This is a genomic window from Caulobacter sp. SL161, from assembly GCF_026672375.1.
Classification (GTDB): domain Bacteria; phylum Pseudomonadota; class Alphaproteobacteria; order Caulobacterales; family Caulobacteraceae; genus Caulobacter.
In genome coordinates this window covers 3,152,158-3,174,473 of record NZ_JAPPRA010000001.1, presented here as the reverse complement: position 1 = coordinate 3,174,473, position 22,316 = coordinate 3,152,158, and the positions used below count along the sequence as shown (strand labels likewise).

The 22,316-nt window shown below is 66.1% G+C and carries 18 protein-coding genes, 1 tRNA gene and 1 pseudogene; 11 read left to right on the top strand and 9 right to left on the bottom strand.

The genetic code is table 11. The annotated features are described in order from the left end of the window. Nucleotides 1-110: 110 nt before the first annotated feature. Together OVA11_RS15590 and OVA11_RS15585 are read left to right on the top strand one after the other, a co-directional pair. Nucleotides 111-836, top strand: a complete 726-nt coding sequence (locus tag OVA11_RS15590) for a glutathione S-transferase N-terminal domain-containing protein (protein ID WP_268068195.1) — start codon at nucleotides 111-113, stop codon at nucleotides 834-836. Nucleotides 837-1,008: 172 nt separating this feature from the next. Beyond that, nucleotides 1,009-1,287 (top strand): sel1 repeat family protein, encoded by a 279-nt coding sequence (locus tag OVA11_RS15585; protein ID WP_268068194.1) that lies wholly within the window; start codon nucleotides 1,009-1,011, stop codon nucleotides 1,285-1,287. 42 nt (nucleotides 1,288-1,329) lie between these two features. Here OVA11_RS15585 and OVA11_RS15580 read toward each other — a convergent pair whose 3' ends face one another. After that, nucleotides 1,330-2,070, bottom strand: coding sequence for a polysaccharide biosynthesis/export family protein (locus OVA11_RS15580; protein ID WP_268068193.1), 741 nt, complete (start codon nucleotides 2,068-2,070; stop codon nucleotides 1,330-1,332). An 86-nt stretch (nucleotides 2,071-2,156) separates the two neighbouring features. Between OVA11_RS15580 and OVA11_RS15575 the strand changes: the two are divergent. The 3 genes and pseudogenes from OVA11_RS15575 to OVA11_RS15565 all read left to right on the top strand — a co-directional run bounded on the left by OVA11_RS15575 (nucleotide 2,157) and on the right by OVA11_RS15565 (nucleotide 5,703). Then, nucleotides 2,157-3,694 (top strand): annotated as a pseudogene (locus OVA11_RS15575) (Wzz/FepE/Etk N-terminal domain-containing protein). A gap of 42 nt (nucleotides 3,695-3,736) precedes the next feature. Continuing rightward, nucleotides 3,737-4,438: a sugar kinase gene (locus OVA11_RS15570; RefSeq protein WP_268068191.1), complete on the top strand. Its 702-nt coding sequence runs from the start codon at nucleotides 3,737-3,739 to the stop codon at nucleotides 4,436-4,438. After that, a complete protein-coding gene (locus OVA11_RS15565) occupies nucleotides 4,435-5,703 on the top strand; it encodes an O-antigen ligase family protein (protein ID WP_268068190.1) in 1,269 nt (422 codons plus the stop codon). Before OVA11_RS15570 ends, OVA11_RS15565 begins: the two co-directional genes overlap by 4 nt. Here OVA11_RS15565 and hfsH read toward each other — a convergent pair. From hfsH to hfsE, 4 genes are read right to left on the bottom strand one after another with little or no spacing between them, the layout of a single operon-like run. Then, a complete protein-coding gene (hfsH, locus tag OVA11_RS15560) occupies nucleotides 5,700-6,473 on the bottom strand; it encodes an oligosaccharide deacetylase HfsH (protein ID WP_268068189.1) in 774 nt (257 codons plus the stop codon). The two genes, OVA11_RS15565 and hfsH, sit on opposite strands and share 4 nt — an antisense overlap. Next, complete coding sequence (hfsG, locus tag OVA11_RS15555) at nucleotides 6,473-7,402, bottom strand: polysaccharide biosynthesis protein HfsG (protein ID WP_268068188.1); 930 nt, start codon at nucleotides 7,400-7,402, stop codon at nucleotides 6,473-6,475. The genes hfsH and hfsG overlap by 1 nt, the downstream gene beginning before the upstream one ends. Beyond that, nucleotides 7,399-8,841 carry a polysaccharide biosynthesis protein HfsF gene (gene hfsF, locus OVA11_RS15550; protein WP_268068187.1) on the bottom strand — a complete coding sequence of 481 codons (1,443 nt, stop codon included), beginning with the start codon at nucleotides 8,839-8,841 and terminating at the stop codon, nucleotides 7,399-7,401. Before hfsF ends, hfsG begins: the two co-directional genes overlap by 4 nt. A gap of 9 nt (nucleotides 8,842-8,850) precedes the next feature. Next, nucleotides 8,851-10,356 carry a polysaccharide biosynthesis protein HfsE gene (gene hfsE, locus OVA11_RS15545; protein WP_268068186.1) on the bottom strand — a complete coding sequence of 502 codons (1,506 nt, stop codon included), beginning with the start codon at nucleotides 10,354-10,356 and terminating at the stop codon, nucleotides 8,851-8,853. Between the two features lie 140 nt (nucleotides 10,357-10,496). Between hfsE and OVA11_RS15540 the strand changes: the two genes are divergently transcribed. Next, nucleotides 10,497-10,587, top strand: a tRNA-Ser gene (locus OVA11_RS15540). 110 nt (nucleotides 10,588-10,697) lie between these two features. Here the strand turns inward: OVA11_RS15540 and OVA11_RS15535 are convergent. The 4 genes from OVA11_RS15535 to OVA11_RS15520 are packed head-to-tail and all read right to left on the bottom strand — an operon-like array spanning nucleotide 10,698 to nucleotide 16,880. Beyond that, complete coding sequence (locus OVA11_RS15535; protein WP_268068185.1) at nucleotides 10,698-13,820, bottom strand: efflux RND transporter permease subunit; 3,123 nt, start codon at nucleotides 13,818-13,820, stop codon at nucleotides 10,698-10,700. A gap of 10 nt (nucleotides 13,821-13,830) precedes the next feature. After that, nucleotides 13,831-15,090, bottom strand: a complete 1,260-nt coding sequence (locus tag OVA11_RS15530) for an efflux RND transporter periplasmic adaptor subunit (RefSeq protein WP_268068184.1) — start codon at nucleotides 15,088-15,090, stop codon at nucleotides 13,831-13,833. Then, a complete protein-coding gene (locus OVA11_RS15525; protein WP_268068183.1) occupies nucleotides 15,087-16,352 on the bottom strand; it encodes a TolC family protein in 1,266 nt (421 codons plus the stop codon). Before OVA11_RS15525 ends, OVA11_RS15530 begins: the two co-directional genes overlap by 4 nt. A gap of 45 nt (nucleotides 16,353-16,397) precedes the next feature. After that, nucleotides 16,398-16,880: a hypothetical protein gene (locus OVA11_RS15520; protein ID WP_268068182.1), complete on the bottom strand. Its 483-nt coding sequence runs from the start codon at nucleotides 16,878-16,880 to the stop codon at nucleotides 16,398-16,400. Between the two features lie 405 nt (nucleotides 16,881-17,285). Between OVA11_RS15520 and OVA11_RS15515 the strand changes: the two genes are divergently transcribed. The 5 genes from OVA11_RS15515 to OVA11_RS15495 all read left to right on the top strand — a co-directional run bounded on the left by OVA11_RS15515 (nucleotide 17,286) and on the right by OVA11_RS15495 (nucleotide 22,188). Further along, entirely contained in the window at nucleotides 17,286-17,939 is a 654-nt protein-coding gene (locus OVA11_RS15515; protein ID WP_268068181.1) for an exopolysaccharide biosynthesis polyprenyl glycosylphosphotransferase, read from the top strand. 178 nt (nucleotides 17,940-18,117) lie between these two features. Continuing rightward, nucleotides 18,118-19,425, top strand: coding sequence for a UDP-glucose dehydrogenase family protein (locus OVA11_RS15510; RefSeq protein ID WP_096052409.1), 1,308 nt, complete (start codon nucleotides 18,118-18,120; stop codon nucleotides 19,423-19,425). 3 nt (nucleotides 19,426-19,428) lie between these two features. After that, nucleotides 19,429-20,421: an NAD-dependent epimerase/dehydratase family protein gene (locus tag OVA11_RS15505; protein ID WP_268068180.1), complete on the top strand. Its 993-nt coding sequence runs from the start codon at nucleotides 19,429-19,431 to the stop codon at nucleotides 20,419-20,421. Continuing rightward, nucleotides 20,418-21,188 carry a WecB/TagA/CpsF family glycosyltransferase gene (locus OVA11_RS15500; protein ID WP_268068179.1) on the top strand — a complete coding sequence of 257 codons (771 nt, stop codon included), beginning with the start codon at nucleotides 20,418-20,420 and terminating at the stop codon, nucleotides 21,186-21,188. Before OVA11_RS15505 ends, OVA11_RS15500 begins: the two co-directional genes overlap by 4 nt. A gap of 7 nt (nucleotides 21,189-21,195) precedes the next feature. Continuing rightward, nucleotides 21,196-22,188: a glycosyltransferase gene (locus tag OVA11_RS15495; RefSeq protein ID WP_268068178.1), complete on the top strand. Its 993-nt coding sequence runs from the start codon at nucleotides 21,196-21,198 to the stop codon at nucleotides 22,186-22,188. The last annotated feature ends 128 nt before the right edge of the window (nucleotides 22,189-22,316 follow it).

The window sequence follows — 22,316 nt, the reverse complement described above, 5'->3', positions numbered from 1 at the left end:
CTGAACCCAGCCTGAATGGGGTTGTCAGCGATTTGCCCCGCCGCCCCCTTGGCGGGCGGCGCGGCGGGGACCATGTTCGGGAACAACGACGATTACGGGAGGGGAGGCCGATGAGCCGTCCGATCGAACTGCACTATTGGCCCACGCCCAACGGCTGGAAGATCTCCATCGCCCTGGAGGAAATGGGCCTGCCCTACGAGATGGTTCCGGTGAACATCGGCGTCGGCGAGCAGTTCAAGCCGAAGTTCCTGGCCATCAGCCCCAACAACCGCATGCCGGCGATCGTCGACCCCGATGGGCCGGACGGCCAGCCGATCTCGATCTTCGAATCCGGAGCGATTCTGCAGTACCTGGCCCGCAAGTCCGGCCAGTTCTACGGCGCCAATGAGCGTGAGCGGGTCGATATCGACCAATGGGTGATGTGGCAGATGGGCGGGCTCGGACCCATGGCCGGCCAGACGCATCACTTCCGCCAGTATGCGCCTGCGATCATCGCCGACCAGCGCCAGATCGCCTATGGCGTGATCCGCTACACCAATGAGACCCACCGCCTGTACGGCGTCTTGAACAAGCGTCTTGAGGGACGTGAGTTCGTCTGCGGCCAATTGTCCATCGCCGACTTCATGATCTGGCCCTGGATTGTGCCGTGGAAAAATCAGGGCATCATTCTGGAAGAGTTTCCGCACCTGAAGGCGTGGTTCGAGCGCGTCGGCGCGCGCGAGGCCGTCCAGAAGGGCTTCAAGCTGGGCGCGGAACTCCGCTCCGGCGGCCTGCAAGCCTCTGGAAAAGCTGCGGAAGACGCTCGCAGAGTCCTGTTCGGTCAGCGCGCTCGTTAACGTGCTGTATACTGGCCTTTACGCGCAGTAATCACCTCTAATAACTAGTATACTCGACATTATTTTCATGATGTTTTGCCGCTTAACTATATGTTCAGTGGCTGTGGACTTTTCTTCTCTCAGGCTCTGATCCGCCAGAACGGCGGGGCGAGCTTGAGAGAGGAGATGTGCCATGATGTTGATGAATGAACCGTCGGCCGTCGTTTCCACGCTGCCGCTGCCGACCGCCCAGTCCACCGGCGACGAACTGTTCCGCATGGGCCTGCTGTACTCGACCGGTCAGGGCGGCGCGCCGCTGGACTATGTGTCGGCCCACATGCTGTTCAATCTGGCCGCCATGCGCGGGTCGATCGAGGCCAAGGTCTATCGCAAGGAACTCTCGCAGGAGATGGCCAGCGAAGAGGTCGCCGAAGCCCAGCGTCAGGCGCGCGAGTGGCTGGCCCACGGCTGAGCCCGGTTCTCCGGGCTCGATGCGCCTTCGCTTCGCCGCCGCTTAGCGGATGGTGCCGTTGATCGCGTAGCTGAAGCTGACCGGCAGCAGGTCACGGAAGTACTGCTGCATGAACAGGCCCGTCTCCGCCGCGCCGCTGCGCGGCACATAGACGATGTCGAAGCGGCGTAGCGGCACCAGGTCCGCGCCGCCCGGGCTGGTCAGGCCCCTCAGAAGGTCGGCCGTCCGCATCATCGCCCGCCCGTCGGGACCGCGACGAATGATCACGACCTGATTGCGCTTGGCGGTGGTCTTGAACCCGCCCGCCTGGATGATGGCGCGCAAGGCGTCGCCGTCGCCGGCCATGTCGAACACGCCGGGGTTCCCGACCTCGCCGCCCACGAACACCTTCAAGGGCGCGGTCGCCTTCACCGAAATCTGCACCTGCGGACGCAGCAGGGTGCCGGCATAGGCCTGGCTCAGCGAGGCTTGCAGTTCGCCGATCGTGCGATCGGCGGCCATGACCGGCTGTACGAGCGGCACGGTGATCCGGCCGTCAGGCTGCACGGTGGCGGTCTTGTTCAGTTCCGGCGCCGAGGGCACCGTCATCTCGATCTCGTCGCCCGGATAGAAGCGATAGTCGGGCTCTTCCTCGCTCCAGTCCGCGTAACCGATGTTGGAAAAGGTCGCGGTCGGGCGCGGCGCAGGCGTGATCGGCTCTGCGTCGAGATGCCCGCAGGCGGTCGTCCCGCCGGCCATCAGGACCACGGCCAAGGCCGTCATGAAGTGCGTGCGGCTCTGCATGCGACAAGTCTTAACAGGAATGGGTAACGAACCCTTAAGACCGCCAGCCCCAGGGTGGCGAGCCAAGTTAGACCGCCCGGATTCGCATGTCGACGAGCGCCTGGATCAGCGTGCCGCACGACTCTCCGCCGCCCATGGCGGGGGGAGGCGCCGGCGCGCGAGCGCGTTACGCTCCCAGCGACTTCGTCACCCTGCTGTGGCGCGAGCGTTTCCTTATGCTCATGGTGTTCGTGGTCATCGCCGTGATCGGCGTCGGCTTCGCCATGACGCTGAAGAAGAGCTACGAAGCCCAGTCCAGCCTCTTCGTGCGGCTGGGCCAGGAATATGTCTATGAGCCACGCGCCGGCGACGCCGGCCGAGGCGCGGTGCCGACCAACGACGAGGTGATTCAGTCCGAAGCCGAGATTCTGGGCAGTGGCGAGCTGCGCGAGCGCGTGATCCGCAAGATCGGCTTTGGAAACATCTTCCCGAGCTCGGCCGCCAAGTACGCGGTGGCTTCGCCTGAGGAGAAGCGCAAGCTGATCGCCGAGGGGCGAGACTCGATCGCCAAGAGCCTCAAGATCGAGACCGCGCCGGACAACTCGATCATCCGCCTAGCCTATCAGCACCAGAACCCCGAGATGGCCGAGAAGGTGCTGAATACTCTGCTTGAAGAGTATCTGATCTACCGCCGCACGCTGCTGATCGGCGGCGACAACCGGGTTCTGGAGCGCCAGCGCGACATCTTCTCGCAGAAGTTGTCCGAGGCGGACGCGGCCTATCAGTCGTTCCTGATGACCAACGACATCGGCGACTTCAACGCCCAGAAGACCGCGCTCACCCAGCTGCAGGCTCAGGTCGAACAGCAGAAATACTCTATCGACGCTCAGCTACAGGACCGCACGGGTCGCCTCGGCGCGGTCGAGGCTGAGCTGGCGCGCACGCCAGCCGAGACGATCCTTTATAGGGACACCGACATGTCGGCCTCGACCAAGCTGGCGCAGCTGAAGCTCGACCGGGAAGGCTTGCTGTCGCGCTATACGCCGAGCGCCCAGCCGGTGATCGACATCAACGCCCAGATCGCCCAGCTGGAGGCGGGTCTGGCGGCCGGCCGCACCGCCGGCGAGGGCGCTCGCCGCAGCGGGCCCAACCCGATCTGGCAGACCCTGGCCACCACCCGCAACGATCTGCGCGCCGAGGTCGCCGCCTTGCAGCAGTCGCAGGCCGCCTACGCCCAGCAGGTGACCGACGTGAACTCGCGCCTCCTGCGCCTGGCGCAACTGGAGCCGCAGTTCAACGAGCTGTCGCGCGACCGGGACGTCCTGTCCTCGAACGTCCGCGACTTCACCGTCAAGGAACAGCAGGACGAGGCCCAGCGGCAGATGTCGGCCGAGAGCAGCGACAACATCCGCATCGTCCAGCGCGCCGTGGCGCCGTCGACCGGCAAGAGCCTGAAGAAGCCCGTCCTGGCCCTGGCGATCATGTTCGCCGGTTTCACCGCCCTCTGCGCGGGTCTGGTGCGGATGTTCCTGCGTCCGGGCCTGCAGACCCCGGCCTCGGCCTCGCGCACCCTGGGCATGCCGGTGCTGGCGACGGCGGCCGTCAAGCGGTGAGCGCTTTGGTCGCCTTTCGCCCGCAGGGTTAATATCGCAGTTTGCGAAGTCCTGGCCGCGTAGCGATTCGGTAGATGGTGGATTTGAACGTCGAGATGACGGAGTTGTGGAGCGCGCTGGGCGCGCCTCCGGCGGGCCGTCCGCACGTCGTTCAGTTCGTGGCGGCGCGGCGCGGGGAGGGCACATCGACCGTGGCCCGCGAATTCGCGCGCTTTGCGTCTCGCCGCGCGGGCCGCAAGACCTGGCTGATCGACCTGGATCTCAGCGATCCCACCCAGTTTCACGCCCTGGCGGCCGATCCCCAACGCTACGGGCCGCTGGGCCCGCCGGTCGCGGCCTCGCCGGACGGGTCGGTTTTCTTCACCGTGCAGCCGCCCTCGCCAAACCCCGAGGGGGGCGTCTGGCCGGACGCCAAGTATCTGGTCGGCCATAGCGTGGGCGGACCGCGCCTGTGGGTGGCGCGTTTGAACCGTGAGGCCCTGCGGGGCCGCCAGCAGGCCCATGTGATCCCGTCGCCGGACTACTGGCGCGCGCTGCGCAAGCACGCCGAGGTCATCGTCGTGGACTGCCCCTCGGTCGATCGCTCGCAATCTGGGCCGACTATCGCGCGGCACATGGACCAGACCGTCCTCGTCGTCTCCGCTGACCAACCCGACGTGCGCCAGCCTGCGCTGCTGCGCGATGCGATCACCGCAGCCGGCGGACGCTGCGCGGGGCTGTTCTTCAACAAGGTCTCGCTGCAACCACCAGCCTTCCTGAAGGCCATCCTGCCGTGACCTACGCGCCGGCGCCCCTGAGCTGGAGCGCGGGGCGACCTCAAGCAGTCTCGCCCTCGCTCCTCACGGTGGCGGTGGCCGTCGTGATGCTGCTGATCTTCAGCGCCGGCTGGCACTTGCCGCTGTTTGGAGAGAAGGCCGACGAGGCGGCTTCGGGCCTTCTGCGTGTGGCGTTCCTGCCCGCCTATGGTCTGGCCTTCCTGCTGATCACGGGGCGGCCCTGGAACATGGTCCGGGTGACGGTTCGACAGCCGTTTCTGATCATCCTGATGGTCGTGGTCGTGGCCTCGATCTCCTGGTCGATCCAGCCGGATGTCTCGATCCGCCGCGGCTTCGCCGTCTGCTGCACGACCCTGGCGGGCCTGGCCCTGGCCTCTCGCTTCCGCTGGGCCGAGTTGGCCCGGTTGTTCGCGATCACCTACTGCTTCCTGATCGTGGCCAGCTACCTGGTCAGCCTGGCCCTTCCCTCGATCGGCGTGATGACCGAGATCTTTCCCGGCGCCTGGCGCGGGCTGTGGATGGAGAAGAACGGGCTGGGCGGACTGATGGCCTTCGGGGCCTGTCTGCTGGGCGCGGCGGCCTTGCTGAACCCCGATCGCGCCAAGCTTTTCACTCTGTTCGCGGGCCTGGCCATCGGCCTGGTGCTGCTGTCGCAATCAAAGACGGCGCTGGCCTCGCTCCTGCTGGGCATGACGGCGCTGGGGTTCGTGTGGATCGTCCAGCGCGGGCCGGCCCTCGGCGCGGCCGCCACCTGGGCAGGGGTCACCGGGGCGCTGCTGCTGGCGATGTTCGTGCTGCTGGCCTCGGACGTGCTCTTCGAGATTCTCGGCAAGGACGCCACCCTGACGGGGCGCACCGAGATCTGGACCGCCGCCATGCGCCAGATCGAGCAGAGGCCCTGGCAGGGCTATGGCTATGCTGCGGTCTGGAGCGACAAGTCCGGCTGGGGGCCGCTGGCCTGGATCGTCAATGACGCCAAGTTCGTTCCCCAGCACGCCCACAATTCCTGGCTGGAACAGTGGCTCGGCATCGGCCTGTTCGGTCTGATCGCCTGGGGGCTGTTCTACCTGCAGACCATGTCGCTGGCGGCAGTCGCGGTTTATCGCGAGCGCGGCGCGATGCTGGCCTTCCCGTTCCTGGTGGTGTTCACCCTGGTCAGCCTGACCGAGAGCATCGCGGTGGTCTATAACGACTTCCGCTGGGTGCTGTTCGTCTCGCTGGCCGCCAAGCTGGCCTTCTCCGACCGGGCTCAGGAGGAAGTCTAGAGCCCGATCCGGCGCGAGCCTTCAGCCACGGTCACCACATCGAAGCCGTCGGCGAGAGCGCGATCGATCAGGCGCTCCAGCGCCTCTGTGGTGCAGCCCCATTGGGACGGCTGCTCAGCCACATCGTGGGTGTAGAGGATCAGCCAGGCCTTGCGCGCCTTGGCCTTGTCGAGCCAGGCCTTGGCGACCACCTCGCCATCCTCGCCCTCGATGCCGACGGCGGGCGTCTGGTTAAGGTCCACGCCATCGGTGATCAGGCCATGGTGCAGGGCGCGCAGCGTCTTGAACCGGCCGCTCAGCGCGGTCTTGGCCGGCGCGGCCACATCCCCGTACGGATAGGCGAAGCTGACCGGGTCTCCGGCGCCCCAGGCCGCGAGGCTTTCGGCGTTGCGGTCCACGTCCGCCAGCGTCTCGGTTCGGCTCGACTGACCGCAATCGAGGTGGGAGTAGGTGTGGCAGGCGATCTCGTGGCCGGCCTCATGCAGGCGGCGCGCGTCCTCGCCCGTGGCGTAGCGGCCCATCGGGCCGTCGCGGCCCGTCAGACCCGCCGCGAAGTAGTAGGTGCCGCGCAGGCCCCGCGCTTCCAGAGCCCCGGCGCCGGCCTCGCAGGCGGTGGCGGGGGCGTCGTCGAAGCTGAACGACACCATCGGACGCTCCAGCGCCACCTTGGCCGGCCGGCGGTGGGCCAGCCGGATCAGCCGGCGGCGCAGCTTGCCCTTCAGGCTGCGGTCGGGCTCATAGGCGTCGACCTTTTCGAATTCCATCGTCATCAGACGGCCTCGCTGTAGAGCGCCGCGCGATAGAGCCGCATGGCGAAGGCGCGGAGGGAGACGGGCGCGGCCTCGGCCAGCGCCACCTGTTTCAGAAGCGGCCGCCACACGCTGCTGAGCGGAACGGCCTTCAGCAGCTTGGCGACCTTGTAGCTGGGATAGGCGCTGACCACGTCGCGGTGGCTGGCCACCACGCGCGCGAAATTGGCGGCGGACTGTTCGTACTTGGCGGCCATCACCGGGGCGGGGTCCAGGCCCAGATGCGTGGCGGTGTTGTCGATGTGCAGGATCGGATGCTGGCGTGCGACGCGCATCGCCCACTCCACATCCTCCCAACCCCAGCCTGAGAAGCCCTCGTCGAAGCCGACGGTCTCGAAGACGTCGCGGCGTACCAGCAGGTTCGAGGTGAAGACGTGCTTCTCCGGCGCCTTGGCGCGCTCGGGCGCTGGCGTGCAGTCGCTCTTCAGGGCCATGGCCCGGTGCAGAGCGTGCTCGGGACGCTGAGGGGTCTGGTCCAGGGTGAAGCCGCCGAAGGCCACCGCCGCGCCGGTGTCGGCCACCGCCGACCAGCGGTCCAGGAAGTCGGGGGTGTCGGGCAGCATGTCGCTGTCCAGGAACAGGAAGTGGCCGCCGCGCGCGTGCGAAGCCAGGCGGTTGCGGCCCTTGGCGCGGCCCTCGTTGCGCGACAGGCGCACAAAGCGGGCCGGGGTGCGCATCTTCTCGATCCGTCGGGCGATCCGTTCGGCCAGGGCGTCATCGCCGCCACCGTCGTCCAGAACCACGACCTCTACGGCGGCGCTGGTCTGGTCCAGGGCCTTGAGCAGGGCGCTGGGGTCGTCGCGAAAGGTCGGGATCAGCACCGACAGGCGCGGCTGCGCTGCGGCCCAGGCGGCGTTTTCCAGGCGCAGATCAGTGACGGGCGCGTTCATGCGGCTTGCGCCTTTCGACGAAGGATCAGGGAAAGCTTGCCGCGCAGGCCGGCGACATCAAGGCCCAGCACCAGGGCGCCATAGACGGCGGCGCCGACGCCGGCCTTCAGGATCAGTTCAAGCAGGCCGCCGGGCGCGGGAAGCATGGCGACGCAGGCGGCCATGGCCAGACTCGCGCCGGCGGCCTTGGCCAGCACCGCCCAGGGGATCGGCAGAGGGCAGGCGCGGCGGCCCAGCGCCCAGGCCGCGACGGCGCCGAGGCCATAGCTGACCGTCGTGGCGATCAGCGCGCCGTCGAGGCCAAGGCGCGGGATCAGGACAAGGTTCAGCGCCACATTGGCCAGGGCCGGCGCGCTCATGCTGACGATCAGCAACGAGGTCCGGCGCGCCAGGGTGAAGGCCTGCAGCAGATAATAGGTGGTCACGCCCGACAGCCAGCCGCTGGCGGCGATCCAGGGCGTCACATGGCTGGCCTGAGCGCGCATGGCCTCGCCGACCATCAGGTCCGCCAGCGGGCGCGCGACCAGCGCCAGGCCCACGGCGGCGGGCAGGGTCAGCAGCACGATGACGCCGGCCTGCTCGCGGGCGGCGTCCTCCAGGGCGGGCTGGCCGCCGCGCTCCAGCGCCTGGATCAAGGCAGGACCGCCGGCCATGCCCAGCCAGATGAACACCACGTCGAGCGTGCGGCTGCCCAGCGAGTAGCCGGCGTGGTAGACGCCGACCGTGGCCTCGTCGAGGAAGGTCGCCAGCAGCAGGCGGTCGGTGCTGGCCAGCACCAGGGCCAGGATCAGCGACAGCGCCACGGGCGCGCCATAGGTGAAATAGGTTCGCGCCAGCGCCTTGTCGAAGCGTCCGCCGGTCATGAACGTCAACTCGCGCGACAGCACCACGGCGACGCAGGCCAGGGACACGATCCCGATCCCCAGCAACGGCGCCGCGCCGCCCAGGCCCGCCAGCGCGAAGCCTAGGCCCAGGGCGAAGCCGCCGGCGGTCTGGACCATCGACAGCATGGCCGCGCCCGAGACCTCGCCCGCGGCGCGACGACGTTCCTGCGCCAGCTTCACCAGGCTGTTGACCAGCACGGCGGCGAAGCCGGCCGCGAGCGCGATACGCAGGGGTCCGTTCAGCGGCGCTAAGGCCAGGACCGCGCCGCCGACCACAGGCACGGCCAGGGCTGCGCCGAGCCAGAGCCGATAAAGCGTCGCGAAGTGGTCAGCGATCCGACCGTCCTCGCTCCGCGTGGCCAGGAACCGCGCCATGGCCGCCTCGGTCCAGGTCAGCAGACCGGTCTGCACCAGGCTGAAGACCGAGAACGCCAGGGCGTAGACGCCGTATTGCGCCGGATCCAGCAGGCGCGTGAAGAGGACGATGGTGAGCAGGCCCACCACGCCTTGGACGATATTGACCGGCAGGTAGCCGAGGACGCCGCGCCAGAACATCCGCGCGGCCTAGCGCACGGCGGACCGATCCCCCAGCAGGCAGGGGATGGTCACGGCGATGATGTAGAGATCCAGCCAGAATGACTGACGCTCGATATATTCGACGTCCAGCGCCACCCGCAGGCGGACGCTTTCGGGCGTGTCGACCGGACCGCGCGAGCCCTTGATGGCGGCCCAGCCGGTGACGCCGGGCTTCATGCGATGGCGGTGGGCGTACTGGGCGACCAGCTTGGCCGACTCCACGCCGGCGGTCTTCATGCCGATGGCGTGGGGGCGGGGGCCGACGATCGACATCTCGCCCGTCAGCACGTTGAACAGTTGGGGCAGCTCATCAAGGCTGGTCTTGCGGATGAACTTGCCCACGCGCGTGACGCGGTCGTCATCGGCGCTGACCTGGCGGGCGGCGCTGGCGTCGGCCATCTCGTGCCGCATCGAGCGGAACTTCCAGACGAGAATCGCCTCGTTGTTGAAGCCGTGGCGGCGCTGGCGGAAAAAGACGGGGCCTGGGCTGTCCAGCTTCACCGCCAGGGCGACCAGCAGCATCACCGGTCCGGCGACCAAGAGGCCCAGGCCCGCGACCACCAGATCCTGGGCGCGCTTGAGCAGGGCGCGACGGGTCGAGGCGGGCGAACCCGAGAGCGGCGCCTCGCTTCCGGCGGCGATGCGGACCAGGGCCGCATCGTCCTCGGCCGGGCCGCCGATATCGATGAACAGGTGCAGCGGGTTGGGCAGGACGTCCAGCTTCTCGACCAGCTGCCGCACGCGGGTCTGCGCGGTCGAGGCCACCGCGATCACGACGCGGTCGACATAGGGCATGATGCGGTGATCAAGCAGGGCGCCGGTGTCGCCCAGCACGGGCACACCCATGATGTTTTCGGGCGCGCGGTCCAGGCGGTCGTCGAAGACGCCCAGCACATTGACCTCGCCGGTCCGCATGGCCGCCTCGATCAGGCGTTCGGCGTTCTTGGTCGCGCCGACAACGACGATATTGGGCGTCAGTCGCCCTTGAGCGCGGCCGCGGGCGATCACCGTCCACCAGGCGACGTGCGCTCCGGCCACGGCGCCGGACGCCGCCAAAAGAGTCCACACGACAGGCGTTTGGGTCCCGCCGGTCGCCAGGTTGGCCCCGATCCCGATCAGCAGGCTGACGCCGAGGGCCAGGCCTGCGCGCGTCATGTGCGCGGCCAGAGGCTGCTTCCTCGGGAAGGCGTAGGCGCCGACAAGGCGAAGGCCGATCAAGGCGGCTATGGCCCAAAGACCCGCCACAATGGGCGCGCCCAGAGCGGTGACCGCAACCGCCACGGCGGCGGCGATCAGGATGTCGACGGCGCGAAAGGTGCGGGCCAGCAGCCGTGTTTCCAACCGTGCGCGCGAGGGCACCAGTCGACCCGGCCGGAAAGGCCCTCGCTTCGCCGCGCCCGACGGATCGCCTCCTCCGTCCCCCGAGCGAGGAGAAGAGGTCTCCGGCGTGGGGGCGAAGGCGAGGGATTCAGCTTGGGGGAGGTGAGGAGACACGGGACGCAGGATGCTCGTCGTTGAGAAAACCACGTTCAGCCTAGCGATCCCGTCTGAGCGTCACGTTAACACCGGAAAATTCCGACATCCGCCGTTGTCATCGCGAAGCGAACACGCTATCGAACCGCTCCCTCTCAGGAGGAGACGTGGCCGAGAGGCTGAAGGCACCGCTTTGCTAAAGCGGCATACCTCAAAAGGGTATCGAGGGTTCGAATCCCTCCGTCTCCGCCATTCCTATCTTTCGTCTTGCGCTCGCGTTGAGCCTAGGTTTCGCAACTGCGGACTACCGGAGGACACTGGCGCTATGCAGAGTACGCCAGAGTCCTCCCTTCGATAACGTCCTAGCCGCCGCGCCGGTAGGCCAACCGATACAGCGCCGGCAGCACCAGCAGCGTCAGCAGGGTCGAGGAGACAATCCCGCCGATGACCACGGTGGCCAGCGGACGCTGCACCTCGGCTCCGGCCCCGACGTTGAACGCCATGGGCACAAAGCCCAGGCTGGCCACCAGCGCGGTCATCAGCACCGGCCGCAGCCGAGTCAGAGCGCCTTCGCGGATGGCGTGGTCGACGTCGGTCCCCTCCTGGCGCAGCGTGCGGATGAAGCTGACCATCACGACGCCGTTCAGCACCGCCACGCCCGAGAGCGCGATGAAGCCGACGCCGGCCGAGATCGACAGCGGCATGCCGCGCAGCATCAGGGCGGCCACTCCGCCGGTCAGCGCCAGGGGCACGCCGGAGAAGACGATGGCCGCGTCCTTCCCCGAGCGGAACAGGGCATAGAGTAACCCGAAGATCAGCAGCAGCGCGGCCGGCACGACCAGCTGCAGGCGCTGGGCCGCCGAGATCAGCTGCTCGAAGGCGCCGCCGTAGGTGATCCAGTAGCCTGTCGGCAGCTCGACCTCCGCGCCCACCTTTCGCTGCACCTCGGTGATGAAGGAGCCCAGATCACGCCCGCGCACATTGGCGGTGACGACGATGCGACGTTTGCCGTCCTCGCGACTGATCTGGTTGGGACCGATGACCATCTCGATCCTGGCGACGTCCTGCAGGGGCACGAAGCCGCGCGGCTGGTCGATCGCGCCCGGCAGCGGGATACGCAGGCGGCCGATGTCGTCGATGCGGCCCCGCACGGCCTCGGGCAGGCGAACCACGACGTCGAAGCGTCGGTCGCCCTCGAACACCTGACCCGTCACGGTCCCGCCGATGGCGGTGGCGACCACGGACTGGACGTCGTCGACATTGAGACCCAGCCGCGCCAACGCCGCACGGTCCGGGGTGATCTGCAGCACAGGCAGACCTGTGACCTGCTCGACCCCGACATCCTGCGCGCCCTCGACGCCTTCGATCACGCCGCCGATCTGCTCGCCGATCGCCAGAAGCTGGTCGAGGTCGTCGCCGAACACCTTCACGGCGACATCGGCGCGAACGCCCGACAGCAGCTCGTTGAAGCGCATCTGGATCGGCTGGGTGAACTCGTAATTGTTGCCCGGCACCTTGGCGACGACCGCCTCCAGTTCAGCCACGAGCTGGGCGCGCGGCTTACGCGGATCAGGCCAGTCCTTGCGATCCTTCAGCATGATGAAGGTGTCGGCGACCGACGGCGGCATGGGATCGGTCGCGACCTCCGCCGTGCCGATCTTGGAGACCACCCGATCGACTTCCGGCAGGGTCTTCACCTTGGCTTCCAGCGCCGTCTGCATGGCGATGGCCTGCGAGAGGCTGGTGCCCGGGATGCGCAGGGCGTGCATGGCGATGTCGCCCTCGTCGAGATTGGGCACGAACTCCGAGCCCATCCGCGAGGCGGCGAACGCGGCGATGGCCACAAGCAAGACCGCGCCCGCGACAAAGGCCACGCGCAACCGCAGCGCCGTTTCCAGGGCCGGCTCATACAGGCGTCGGGCGCCGCGCATGATCAGGTTTTCCTTCTCCTCGACCTTGCCGGTGACAAACAGCGCCACAGCGGCCGGGACGAAGGTCAGCGACAGCACCAGGGCTGCGGTCAGGGCGATGACCACGGTGATGGCCATCGGGTGGAACATCTTCCCCTCCACGCCGGTGAGGGCGAAGATCGGCACATAGACCAGGGTGATGATCAGCACGCCGAACAGCGAGGGGCGGATGACCTCGCTGGTGGCGCCGGCCACCAGGGCGAAGCGTTCATCGCGTGACAGCAGGCGCCCATAGCGGTGTTGCGCCTCGCCCAGACGCCTGAGGCAGTTCTCGACGATGATCACCGCGCCATCGACGATCAGGCCAAAGTCCAGCGCGCCCAGGCTCATCAGGTTGCCCGAGACCTTGGACTGCACCATGCCGGTGATGGTCAGGAACATCGACAGCGGGATGACCGCCGCCGTGATCAGGGCCGCGCGGATGTTGCCCAGCAGCAGGAACAGCACCACGATCACCAGGATGGCGCCTTCGATCAGGTTCTTTTCAACCGTGGCGATGGCGCGGTCGACGAGGTTGGTGCGGTCGTAGATCGGCTCGGCTGTGACGCCCGCCGGCAGGGCCTTGGCGGCCTCCTCCAGGCGCGCGGCGGTGGCGCGGGCGACCGTGCGGCTGTTCTCGCCCACCAGCATGAACACGGTGCCAAGCACGACCTCCTGGCCGTTCTCGGTGGCCGCGCCGGTGCGCAGTTCTTCGCCAAGGCCCACATCGGCGATATCGGCGACACGAATGGGCGCGCCGTTGCGGCTGGCCACGATCACGGCCTTGAGGTCCTCGACGCCGGTGGCCTGCCCCGGCACGCGGATCAGGTACTGCTCGCCATAGCGCTCGATATAGCCGGCGCCGACATTGGCGTTGTTCTTCTCCAAGGCCGTGACGACGTCGCCCATGGTCAGGCCGTAGGCTGACAGACGGTCGGGCAGGGGGGTAACGTGGTACTGCCGCTCGAAGCCACCGATCGTGTTGACCTCGGTGACGCCGGGCGTGTTGCGCAGCTGGGGGCGGATCACCCAGTCCTGCAGGGTGCGCAGATCTTCGGGCGTCCAGGCCTTGCCGTCGGGCCGCCGCGCGCCGGGCTTGGCCTCGACCGTGTACATGAAGATCTCGCCAAGCCCGGTGGAGATCGGGCCCATCTCCGGGTTCACGCCGGGCGGAAGCTGGGCGCGGGCGCTTTGCAGCCTTTCGCCGACCAATTGCCGCGCGAAATAGATGTCTGTGCCGTCCTTGAAGACGACCGTGACCTGCGACAGGCCATAGCGCGACACCGAACGGGTGTACTGCAGGCCCGGCAAGCCGGCGATGGCCGTCTCGACCGGGAAGGTGACGCGCTGCTCGGCCTCCAGGGGCGAGAAGCCCGGCGCTTCGGTGTTGATCTGGACCTGGATGTTGGTGATGTCCGGCGTGGCGTCGATCGGCAGGCGCTGGAAGCTCCAGATCCCGACTGCGGCTGACAGGGCCACGAGCGCCAACACGGCCCAGCGAAGCCGGATCGACGCGGCGATGATGCGTTCAAGCATGGTCGCCTCCCTAATGGTCGTGGCTGGCGCCGGACTTTTCAATGTCCGCGCGGATCAGGAAGGCGCCGTCGGTGACGTATTCGGAGCCTGGTTTGAGGCCGGAGAGCACCTCGGTCCATTCGGGGGTCTGGCGGCCCAACTCGAGCATCCGTACCTCATAGGTGTCGCCGACCTTGACGAAAACGACCTGGAAGTCGCGGAAACGCTGGATCGCCTTGGTGCGGACCGCCAGCGGTGCGGTGGCCGCGCCGACCTGGAACGAGCCCTCGACGCCCATGCCGGGACGGAAGGCGCTGTCGGCGCCGCCGGGCAGGTGAACGTGGGCCAGCAAGGTCTGGCTGGTCAGATCGGTGGTGGGCAGCACCGCCTCGACCTCGGCTCGCAGCTTGGTGTCACCCGACAGGCTGCGCACCTCTACGGGTTGACCGACCCGGACTTTCTCGGCGTCGCGCGGATAGACGAAGAACTCGGCGTGCAGCTTGGTCGGATCGGCGATGACAAAGATGGCGCGGTCGCCCGTCACGTCGCCGACATTGAGGTTCTTCTCGACGATCACGCCGCTGATCGGCGCCGGGATGGCATAGGTCTGCAGACTCTCGCTGGACTCCACGCGGGCCAGCAGCTGACCTTTGCGCACGGTCTCCCCCAGCTTGCCGCGCAACATCATGATCCGACCCGGATACCAGGCGCGGACCTCGCCCTTGCCTTCCGGGGTGATCTCGACCCGGCCGCCCATATCGACCAGTTCGGCGATCGGGGCTGGACCGGCGACCTCGGTCCTGACACCGCCGGCCTTCGCCGCCGCCGCCGAGATCGTCGTGCGGCCCTCATAGGACGGGTAGCGCCAGCTATGCGACCGCCCTTGGTAGGTCGCCGAGACCTTCACGTCGAAGGAGTGGGGTTCGTGAACGATGCCGCCGCCGCGCAGATAGTCCTCGACGGGCGTGAAGGCGAAGCGGTTCACCTCGCCGTCGAGGCGCGACAGGGTGATGGACAGTTGGACGTCCTTGGGCGCGATCGGCTTGTCCTTGCGATAGGCGTAGACGTGGAACTGGGGTTCGACACCGTCCTCAAAGATGGTGACCTCGACGGCGAAGTCGCCGTCGCGAAGCATGCGGCCCCGGTGAGGGCCGCGCTCATAGTCGCCGGCCTGGGCGGCATGGCCCTCGGTCTCAACAGGTTTTGAGCGTTCGCCGCAGGCGGAGAGCGCGAGCGTTCCGGCGATGGCCAGGACGAGAGGGGCGACGCGGCGCCGCGAAAGGCGGGTCATCGGGAAGACTCCGGAACGGGGATCAGATTCGCGTGCGCGCCGGTCAGGCGGTCCAGCTGGGCGCGGTCGAGCTGAATGGATTTGAGAATGGCGAGGCGACGCTGGCGCGCTTCGATCAGCGCCTTCTGGGCCTCGATGACGTCGAGATAGGAAAAGCCGCCGCGATTGAAGCCTTCGCGGACGAGGTCGACGGTGCGGGCGTTGGCGGGGATGATCTCGTCCACGATGCGGCGCGCCACGCCGGCTTTCTGGCTCAAGGCGGCCTGGGTCGCGGCGATCTTCCGCTCCAGCGTCGCCTTGGCCCCGATAAGGTCGAGATCGGCGGCCGTCTGGGCGGCGCGGGCCTGATCAATGGCGCCGCGATTGGTGTCGTAGCGCCATAGCGGGATGGAACCACCGACGATTGCCGCGACGTCGCCGCCGTCGTTCAGATATCGTAGACCCGCGCGCCAGGTGGGGTCCTGAACGGACTTGCTCTGCTCCACCCGGACCTTGGCGGCGGCGAGGCTCCGTTGGGCCTCCAGCAGCGACAGATCGACGGGCGAGGCTGGACCGGCGATCTGATCGGCCGCGCTGAGGTCTTCAAGCGCAGCCGGTTCTAGATCCATATCGCCGCCGCCCCAGAACGCGGCGAGCGCGCGGCGAGCATTGGCGGCCCTCGTCCTGGTCTCCGCCAGGGCGATGGCGGCTTCAGCGACTTGAGCGTTCGCACGAGCGCCTGCGAACAGGGGGTCGCGCGCCACCTTCACGCGTCGGTCGACCTCGGCCTGGGCGCGTTCGGCGAGGGCCAGGCGGTCGGCCGCCAGACGCGCATCCGCCTCGGCTGCGATCGCCTCGATCCAGGCGATCTCGACCTCGTGCAGCAGGTCGAGCATGCGAACATCATCGCGCAGGCGGACCAGGGCGATATCGCTGCGCGCCAGGGACGTGCGCGCCTCGCGTTTGCCGCCGCGCTCCTGGCTCTGCTGGTAGTAGAGCGTGGCCTGAGCGCGATCGATCAGGGAGTAGCGCCCCGTCCCGGCCAGGTCCTCGACCTCGACGCCGATGACGGGGTTGGGGCGGACCGCCGCCTGGCGGACGCCGGCCTCTGCAGCCGCGATCCGTGAAGCCAGCGCTGGACGGGCAGGGTCGGCCTTGGCCGCGCGGCTGAGCGCGTCCGAAAGGCCAAGGGGGGCCGCGAATGCGGAAAGGGGCGTCGCCAAGGCAAGCGCCGTGGCGAGCAACCAGGGCCGGCGCGACCGACCTTGGAAGAAACTGGACATGAAGAATCCTCGAACGTGCGAGCGCGGCGCTTGAAGCCGCGCGGATTAAGCGACGTGGGCGAGGAGGGCTTTGGGGGGACGGTCCCGCAGCTGCGGGGCGAGGCCCGGTCGCAGGTCATCTTCGGCGCCGAAGAGCGAACGCGATGAGCCCCAGCGCACCGGCAGGCTTGGCGATATCGTCAATCCGTAGGCGGTGTGATTGTCGTGGTGATGGTGGTGGTGTGGTCCGGCGACCTCGGAATCTGCGTTGCTGTTCGCGTCGCTATCAGCCGTTACATTGGAGGGGACACCGGTGTGACCGGTCCCGTGCTCTTCATCCTGACCATGACAATCCTGGCCATGACAGACGTCGTGTTCGTACTGGTCGAGCAAAGCGCCAGCGAAAGGGTTTGCCGCGTGACTCTGGCCGATCGCATGGAGCATGCGGTCCGCCGCAGCGACAGGGGCCTGGATGACAAGCAGCCCGACGAGCATGGCGGCGAACACCCCCATCCATCGTCTCAGTTGTTTGTCCGACCGAAAAATCACCGCCGCCCCGATTAAAGGCCTATCTGCTATCGTCGCCCGTCTTGACGCTCGGAGCAATGGCGGTGATGACGCCTACGTCACGATCCCGTAGTCGGAGGTCAGTGGCGGCCTTGAGTCGGCTAATGCCTTGCCCGACGTTTTCGTAAAGTCTTGCATGGTCTGGACGTGCGTTTTGCCACAATTGATCGGCGAGTAGTGACGAAACTAGACTTGCCGTCAGCGCGCGGGATGCGTGTGGCGCCTTTCTGGAAGGCTTAAAATGTCTGCGCTGCGCGCAAAAAAGACACGCGACCGCGAAAACCGTGGTTAACAAGGCCTTGGGGCGGTTGTTTATCGACCGGCGATTTAGTAAAGCGTTCCTAAATATCGGGCAAAAGACCCGGTGCTGAGACTGGTGGGGACCACGTGCTGATCGTATCTAATCCGACAGCGGAACAGCGAACGCACGCCTTGAAGGTGTCGCTCGTCGCGAAGGATCCGCTGAAACGAGCGATGGACATTCTGGTGGCGGGGGGCGCGCTGCTGTTCTTCGCACCGCTCCTTGCGCTCGTCGCTCTGCTGATCAAGCTGGAGTCGCCGGGTCCTGTGCTGTTCCGGCAGTCGCGTGGCGGCCTTAACGGCAAGAGCTTCACGATCCTGAAGTTCCGCTCGATGCGATGCCAGGAGAACGGCTCCAAGGTCGTTCAGGCTAGGCGCGATGACGATCGCATAACCACGATCGGCCGCTTCATTCGCAAGACCAGCATCGATGAGTTGCCGCAGTTGCTGAACGTGCTTCGCGGCGACATGTCGATCATCGGACCGCGCCCTCACGCCTTGGCTCACGATGAGCAATATGGGGCCTTGATCGCCAACTACCATCTGCGGTTCCGGGCGCGTCCGGGCCTCACGGGTCTGGCCCAGATCAAGGGGCTGCGCGGGGGAACCGACACGGTCGAGGCGATGGCCGCGCGCATTGACGCCGACAACGAGTACATCGAGCGGTGGAGCCTGAGTGGCGACATCAAGATCCTGCTCATGACCGTCCCGCACCTGCTCATGGGCGAAAACGCCTACTGAGGATTGGTCCTCAAGGCGACCGCTATGGTTCGGCGACGGGAGTTCAACAAACACCCGTCGCAACGGTGTCATTTCAACCAAGTAGTCACACTCCAGCTTGTACACGGCCGTACCAGACTGGTCTTCAGTTCAACTTTTATGTCCTGCCTGATTGGGCAGGGAGCGCGGTGGGGAAAATATGCGCGTAGCGATGATTGGCACCGGTTATGTGGGCCTGGTGTCTGGGGCGTGCTTCGCCGACTTCGGTCACGTGGTGACGTGCATCGACAAGGATCCGAGCAAGATCGAGCGCCTCGAGCGCGGTGAGATCCCGATCTTCGAGCCGGGCCTGGATGACCTGGTGGCGCGCAACGTGCGCGAGGGCCGTCTGTTCTTCACGCTCGAGGGCGCCCAGGCAATCAAGGACGCCGACGCGGTGTTCATCGCCGTGGGCACGCCGACCCGTCGCGGCGATGGCCATGCCGATCTGTCGTACGTCTATGCGGCGGCCGAAGAGATCGCTGGTCTTATCGACGGCTTCACCGTGGTGGTCACCAAGTCGACCGTCCCGGTGGGCACCGGCGACGAGGTCGAGGCGATCATCAAGAAGGTCCGCCCCGACGCCCAGTTCGCCGTGGTGTCGAACCCGGAGTTCCTGCGCGAAGGCGCGGCCATCGAGGACTTCAAGCGTCCCGACCGTGTGGTCGTCGGCACCGACGATGAGCGCGCCCAGGCGGTGATGCGCGACCTCTACCGCCCGCTGTCGCTGAACGAGACCCCGATCGTCTTTACCGGCCGTCGCACCAGCGAGCTGATCAAGTACGCGGCCAACGCCTTCCTGGCGATGAAGATCACCTTCATCAACGAGATGGCCGACCTCTGCGAGAAGGTCGGCGCCGACGTCCAGTCGGTGGCCAAGGGCATTGGTTTGGACAAGCGGATCGGCGGCAAGTTCCTCAACGCCGGCCCCGGCTATGGTGGCAGCTGCTTCCCGAAGGACACGATCGCCCTCGTGAAGACGGCCCAGCAGTACGGCGCGCCGACCCGGCTGATCGAGACCACGGTCGAGGTCAACACCGCCCGCAAGAAGGCTATGGCCGAGAAAGTCGCCGAAGCCATGGGCACCCGCGACCTCAGCGGCAAGACCATCGGCGTGCTGGGCGTGACCTTCAAGCCCAACACCGACGACATGCGCGACGCGCCCAGCCTCGACATCCTGCCGGCCCTGCAGGCCATGGGCGCGAAGGTCCAGGCCTTCGACCCCGAAGGCGCCAAGGAAGCCGCGCACATGCTGGCCGGCGTCGAGTTCAAGGCGGGCGCCTATGACGCCGCCGAGGGCGCCGACGCCCTGGTGATCCTGACCGAGTGGGACCAGTTCCGCGCGCTCGACCTTGATCGCGTCAAGAGCCTGCTCAAGGCCCCGGTCGTGGTCGACCTGCGCAACGTCTACAAGCAGGCTGAGATGGAGCGCCACGGCTTTACCTACGCCTCCATCGGGCGCGGCTAAGGCATGCCTCCGATCATCGTCACGGGCGCGGCCGGCTTCGTGGGCTACCATGTGGCCGAGCGCTTGCTCGATCGCGGCGAAGCGGTGATCGGGGTCGACGTCTTCAACGCCTACTACGACCCGGCTCTCAAGGAGGCCCGCGCGGCGCGCCTGGACGGCCGCGACGGCTTTACGATGCTCCGCATGGACATCGCCGACCATGAGGCCTTGGCCGACCTGGTAAAGGCGTCCGGCGCCCAGAAGGTGATCCATCTGGCCGCCCAGGCCGGCGTTCGCTACTCGATCGAGAACCCGTTCGCCTACGAGCGCAGCAACCTGGCCGGCCATCTGTCGGTGCTGGAAGCCTGCCGCCACGCCGGCGTCGAGCATCTGGTCTACGCCAGCTCGTCCAGCGTGTATGGCGATCGTCCGCTGAACGGTGACGGCTTCAAGGAGAGTGATCCGGCCGAGAGCCCGGTATCGCTGTACGCCGCCACCAAGCGCTCGTGCGAACTGCTCAGCCAGAGCTACGCCAAGCTCTACGGCTTCCCGCAATCGGGCCTACGGTTCTTCACCGTCTATGGCCCGTGGGGCCGCCCGGACATGGCCTATTTCAGCTTCACCGAGAAGATGCTGAAGGGCGAGACGATCGAGGTCTATGGCGAGGGCAAGATGGCCCGCGACTTCACCTATATCGACGACATCGTCGATGGGATCCTCGGCGTTCTCGACAATCCGCCGGCCAAGGGGGGACACGAGGTCTACAATATCGGCGACAACGACCCCGTCGGCCTGATGGAGATGATCACCACGCTGGAAGCGGCGCTGGGGATCGAGGCCAACAAGGTCTTCCGCCCCATGCAGCCCGGCGACGTCACCGCCACCTACGCCAATATCGACAAGCTCCACGCGCTCTGCGGCTACAAGCCCAAGGTCAAGCTGGCCGAGGGTCTGGCGAAGTTTGTGGCGTGGCGGCGGTCAGTTGACACTCCCACGCAGGAACCCGCTCTGCCATGACAGCCGCCTATCACGGTTATCCGCTCGTCCGGGTTGGGGGCTTCAACACCGTCGCTGCGACCCGCGCTCAACTCGCCCAGATCATGGTCAAGGACTGCCTGGCGGCTCGGACGACCAAGGCTGATCCGAAGCTGGTTTTCTCGTCTAATGGCCAGGGTATCGCGCTGGCGGGCGAAGATCCCAACTTCGCGGACGCTATGGACGGCGCCGATATCATCCACGCCGACGGCATGTCGGTGGTGAATGCGTCGCGCCTTCTCACCCGCACGCCGCTGCCGGAGCGCGCGGCGACGACCGACTTTTTCCACGACGCTGCGGAGGCCGCGCAGGCCGCAGGGCTGAAGTTCTTCATCCTGGGCGGCAAGGAAGATCAGAACCTAGCCGCGACCGAGGCGATGCAGCGGCTCTATCCCGATCTGCAGATCGTCGGCCGTCGAAACGGCTACTTCTCGTCGGAACAGGACGCCGAAGTGTGCCAAGCCATTGTCGACAGCGGCGCTGATGTTCTGTGGGTTGGCCTTGGCAAGCCGAAGCAGGAGTTCTGGTCCGTCGCCAACCGCGAACGCCTTCGTGGGGTCGGCTGGATCAAGACCTGCGGCGGGCTGTACTCCTACTTGGCGGGCGACGCGCCGCGTGCGCCCGTCTGGGTTCAGAAGGCTGGCCTGGAATGGCTGTTCCGCACCCTTCTTGAGCCGCGGCGCCTTGGCGTTCGGTATCTGATTACCAATCCCCATTCGATCTACCGCATGGTGCGTTACAGTGGCTGAGGGCTCTATGTCTGATGAACATCTTCCACGCGTAACGGTCATTACGGGCTACTACAATCGGGGCGCGTTGCTTGATCGGACGCTCCAGTCTTTGCTGGATCAGACCTATCCTAACCTCGAGATCATCGTATTTGATGATTGCTCGCCGGACGACACCGCGGAGCGCCTCAAGACCTATGCTGCGCGGAATGATCCGCGGCTGAAGATCATTCAGCACGAAACCAACATGGGCTTCACCCGCGGCATGATCAACGCGATCTCCCAGGCCAGCGGCGAATACATCGCTGTCCAGGGCTCGGGCGACGTTTCGACGCCTGATCGTATCGCGGAGCAAGCGGCGGTTCTGAACAGCCGGCCAGAGGTCGGCGTCGTCGGCTCTCACTACGACAACATTGTAGAGCAGGCTGGCATCGCAAGGACTCGGACGCCCAACGCTAACTCAATGAGTTTAGACAGGTTGGTGTTGGGCAATGTTTTTTCTCACGGTGAAGTCATGTTCCGCCGCTCAGCATATGACAAAGCTGGCGGATACCGACCAGAATTTAAATATTGTCAAGATTACGATCTTTGGCTTCGTATGATCAAGGTTTGCGAATTTTATACGGTGCCAAGGGTTCTATATAATCGGTATGTTCAATTCTCCGGAGTTTCATATGATCCGGAAAAGGCTTCTATTCAAATGAGGTATTCGATCTTAGCGAGAAGGATGGCGTTAGCGCCTGAGGTCGATGCTGAGGCGATGTTTAAATGCTTATCTGATGCTGGTCCTGCAGCCCTTATTCCTGCTTCAGACCGCGAATTGCAGCGTAGGATATTCAAAGCGGCCCTTAGGTCAATTGTCTGGGGGGATGGGACTCAAGCTCTTCGATTTGGTGAACTATTGATGCCGGGAGTAAAGAGGGCATCTATTCCGATTATTGAAAAATTGTTCTCATCTTCGGTGTTCTCGTTCCCCAGGAAGATTATCTATAAGTACATAGGCGTTAGTTTTTCAAATTGAGCTAATTTGCCTGTTGGTGAATCTAAAGTGGCTGCACGTCTTTCGACATGCAGCCATTTTACGTGCTAAATCATATGCAAGCTCACATGAGGCCCCGAAACTCCTCCGAAAATAACTGGAGTCCGCTA

What these genes read in the sequence shown, in the direction of transcription:
- OVA11_RS15535 (WP_268068185.1), bottom strand. Translation starts at nt 13,820, where the DNA reads ATGCTTGAACGCATCATCGCCGCGTCGATCCGGCTTCGCTGGGCCGTG.
- OVA11_RS15570 (WP_268068191.1), top strand. Translation starts at nt 3,737, where the DNA reads ATGGTGGATTTGAACGTCGAGATGACGGAGTTGTGGAGCGCGCTGGGC.
- OVA11_RS15530 (WP_268068184.1), bottom strand. Translation starts at nt 15,090, where the DNA reads ATGACCCGCCTTTCGCGGCGCCGCGTCGCCCCTCTCGTCCTGGCCATC.
- hfsH (WP_268068189.1), bottom strand. Translation starts at nt 6,473, where the DNA reads ATGACGATGGAATTCGAAAAGGTCGACGCCTATGAGCCCGACCGCAGC.
- OVA11_RS15495 (WP_268068178.1), top strand. Translation starts at nt 21,196, where the DNA reads ATGTCTGATGAACATCTTCCACGCGTAACGGTCATTACGGGCTACTAC.
- OVA11_RS15510 (WP_096052409.1), top strand. Translation starts at nt 18,118, where the DNA reads ATGCGCGTAGCGATGATTGGCACCGGTTATGTGGGCCTGGTGTCTGGG.
- OVA11_RS15500 (WP_268068179.1), top strand. Translation starts at nt 20,418, where the DNA reads ATGACAGCCGCCTATCACGGTTATCCGCTCGTCCGGGTTGGGGGCTTC.
- OVA11_RS15585 (WP_268068194.1), top strand. Translation starts at nt 1,009, where the DNA reads ATGATGTTGATGAATGAACCGTCGGCCGTCGTTTCCACGCTGCCGCTG.
- hfsF (WP_268068187.1), bottom strand. Translation starts at nt 8,841, where the DNA reads ATGTTCTGGCGCGGCGTCCTCGGCTACCTGCCGGTCAATATCGTCCAA.
- hfsG (WP_268068188.1), bottom strand. Translation starts at nt 7,402, where the DNA reads ATGAACGCGCCCGTCACTGATCTGCGCCTGGAAAACGCCGCCTGGGCC.
- OVA11_RS15580 (WP_268068193.1), bottom strand. Translation starts at nt 2,070, where the DNA reads ATGCAGAGCCGCACGCACTTCATGACGGCCTTGGCCGTGGTCCTGATG.
- OVA11_RS15590 (WP_268068195.1), top strand. Translation starts at nt 111, where the DNA reads ATGAGCCGTCCGATCGAACTGCACTATTGGCCCACGCCCAACGGCTGG.
- OVA11_RS15525 (WP_268068183.1), bottom strand. Translation starts at nt 16,352, where the DNA reads ATGTCCAGTTTCTTCCAAGGTCGGTCGCGCCGGCCCTGGTTGCTCGCC.
- OVA11_RS15505 (WP_268068180.1), top strand. Translation starts at nt 19,429, where the DNA reads ATGCCTCCGATCATCGTCACGGGCGCGGCCGGCTTCGTGGGCTACCAT.